The organism is Mesotoga sp. B105.6.4 (assembly GCF_002896535.1).
In the GTDB taxonomy this organism is placed as follows: Bacteria; Thermotogota; Thermotogae; order Petrotogales; family Kosmotogaceae; genus Mesotoga.
Map to the genome: position 1 here is coordinate 1 of NZ_JWIM01000141.1, position 3,197 is coordinate 3,197.

Here is a 3,197-nt window from a genome sequence, read left to right on the forward strand (position 1 = left end):
ATGTAATCATTCTGAATCCAAGCGCAAACGGAATTCAACAATCCTCTTCGCCAAAGCATTAACAGGAGTCTGACCCTATTCAATGAAGGCAGTGTAGCTGCTGTAGTATAGACTTAAGTTGTGGAATGGTAAGCTTAACAGCAGATCAACGGCAGATACTTCGAGGTGGTTTATGAAGAATCTGAACTGGCCTTACGGAGGTCTATCTAATTGTCTCCAACCAATAACAAGCGGGCATCTAGTAGTGGTTGGAGGACTCCATATGAGCGGAAAGACAACGTTTCTGCTAAACCTGGCATATAAATTCGCACTTGAAGGTGGGCGGGTTGCCTTTTTATCATGTAGCGAGCCTTCCAAAAACCTTCAGACAAGACTTTTGCGAAGAGTTTTCGAATCACAGCTAAAGCTGGAAGATACGAAAGATCTGCCCACAGATGAATTAGATGAATTGAATCGCAGTTTGTATGAACTGAAGCAGCTCACATTAGATATTGCAGATTTGAAGGAACGTAGCATAGAAAGAACGATAGAAGTTGCTGCCGAACTCCATCACTCTAGAGGGATCGAAATCTTCTTCATCGACGACCTTTACCTCCTGTCAGGAAAGAGGAAAGCTTGTGGCCTTCTAAAGCAAGTTGGAATGACCCTGGGCATTGTATTCATCGTTGCGACCAAGCTGAAACACTCAGCGTACAGAAATGCTGGAAAGATGCCAAGAATAGAGGATTTTGAAGGAAACGGTTCATACTTGGCAGAAGCCGATACCATTATGTTGCTTCATTGTCCATCTGAACATCGATCAAGTTCAAATGGAATAGACAAGGTTGAAATCACCTTATCCAGAGCCGGTGGCGTCGACGTAGATTTCTCGGATGTTCTTCAATTTGACTGGAGCAAGGCTGTTGTAAGTGACTAGCCCTGAGAGTCAAGAAGCCGCGTGCATTGGACAAGCGATGGGTTGGAGTTGCGAGCATCAAGTTTTGCCTTTTTTGAAGCGAAGATGATTTCTGTTTACACATATGATTTATGGTGCATGGAAGTTCTTTTACTTAATGGTTACAACTCACTGGACGGGAGTACACTAAGTTCCATAGAAGAAAGAGAGGTGAAAATGGTTGAAACGAAAGGTAGACGAACGGTTGTTAAAAGCAAAAGAAGTCTTGAAAGAAGAGTCTGCCCCAAGTCATGCCACGCCGTATTTTGCCGATGATTCAATAATCAAGCCAGCTCATGCATTGATCTTGAATTTACCAGAGTGTGCACCTTCGGGGTTTGCTTCCCAAATATCTAAAGTTATTATTTCTAGGTTCTTCACATTGTTTCATTTGCTTACAAAATGATACAATCTCTCTAGGCAAATGAGCTTAATCTGTTTTCTGCAATGTATGAACATATGGAGATACAGAGTTAACATTAGCAATTCGAGATTTCCTGAGAAGTGCATCTCAAGTGTTGAATTTCAAGATGCCAATCAGTTCTGCCAACCAGAATGGACGGATCTTGGATCGATTTGAAAGAAAGACTCTTCGATGAGTTGAGTCAGCGTTTTGCGTGTATCATTTAGTTTATTCTGTTTAGACCGGTAGTATGAGATAGGCTTCTGGAGGGATCCCATGGAAAACAATGACGCTGTTTCCGTTAAGATCGACAAGTGGAAGAAAGCTTTGCTAGATCTCACAATGAGAAACAGATTAATCAACTTCAGGACCAGCAAGACGAGCAATTTGATGCTCATAAACCCTTCAAGCAGCGAGATCTTCAATAAGATCGTTCTCCAAGAAAAACAGATGAGCTTCATTCCCATTCCTCCAGAAGATGATGAAGAGCAAGAGAATAAAATCACTATTTCCCTTAAAGCAAACCAGATACAGGCTGACCGTGAAGAAAAGGAAATGAACCTTGTTCTCAATAGACTAAAACTCAAGTCGAGGACTTCTTACGAGGAAATGGGAATCAATACCCTTTTTATGGCTTTTGGTTTCCTCAAGTGGAAAGAAGTAGATTATAACAAGAGCTTTGTGATTTCACCTTTACTCCTTGTTCCAGTTTCCATTAGCCGCGAGACAATTGCCTCACCCTATTCCGTAAGGATCATCGATGATGACATTGTACTTAATCCAACACTTTCTGAAAAGCTGCAAGAATTTGGCCTTGACCTGGAGTCTACTTATGATCAGGAAATGTCGCTTGAGGAGTCGACCCTAAGAAATCTATTTGTAAAAGTCAGAAAGCTAATTGAACCGATCGAGGGCTGGTCGGTTATTGAAGACGTTGCTTTAGGGGTCTTCTCTTTTGCCAAGCTTGCCATGTACAAAGACCTTGAGAACTATGAAGACATGATATTCGAAAACTCTGTGTTGAGAACAATTGCAGAAGGGAAGCCGTTGATTGCACCAGATAATGAACACGACGAGCTTCCAGATTTGGATGTAGAAAACGATCCTCTCAACTGCTATCAGATACTAGATGCCGACTCGAGTCAGCAAGAGGCTATCCTTGCCGTGAAAAGCGGTCAAGACCTCGTGATACAGGGACCTCCCGGGACTGGAAAGAGTCAGACGATAGCGAATATTATTGCGGAGTCCCTGAGCCAGGGTAAAAGAGTCCTCTTCGTAAGCGAGAAAATGGCAGCACTCGAAGTTGTAAAGCGCCGTCTGGATGATTGTGAATTGGGAGATTTTTGCCTGGAGCTTCACAGTAAGAAAACAGGGAAGAGAGTGGTCCTGGACGAGCTGGAACGAGTGCTAAATGAAGCTAACAACCATGCTGTAGATACGAAAAGCCTGGAGCGTGAACTCTCTAGACTCAAGGAGATAAGAGAAAGACTCAACAGCTATGTTAGAAGACTGCACGAAAAGAGAACTTCTCTTGAGATTTCAGCATTTGAGCTTCACGGCAATCTGGCAGCTTTGCATGACGTAGATCTTGTGAGTTTTGATGTAGCACAACTACAAGATCTCACGCATGATCAACTGGACAAGATTATCAACAATCTTGACAACTTGAAGCGCCACGCCGAAATTTATCGCAACCATAAGAAGGATGTCCTTAACAAAGTCAAGGCAGTTGCTCCTGATGCCGTTTTCGTAATGCGCATTCGTCAATCGCTGACGAAGATAAGAGACACTATAGGAAAACTAAGGAAGATAGGCGAGGAAACATCCCTTGAGTGGAGATCGTCTATCAGTAAGGAACTC

At 42.8% G+C, this 3,197-nt stretch carries 2 protein-coding genes; both read left to right on the top strand.

Going from position 1 to position 3,197, the window contains the following annotated elements; translation table 11 throughout:
- Positions 1-172 precede the first annotated feature (172 nt).
- Positions 173-916, top strand: coding sequence for a DnaB-like helicase C-terminal domain-containing protein (locus RJ60_RS15180; protein ID WP_099830993.1), 744 nt, complete (start codon positions 173-175; stop codon positions 914-916).
- Between the two features lie 697 nt (positions 917-1,613).
- On the top strand, positions 1,614-3,197 hold a 1,584-nt coding region (locus tag RJ60_RS15190; protein WP_146028966.1), incomplete at its 3' end, for a DUF4011 domain-containing protein.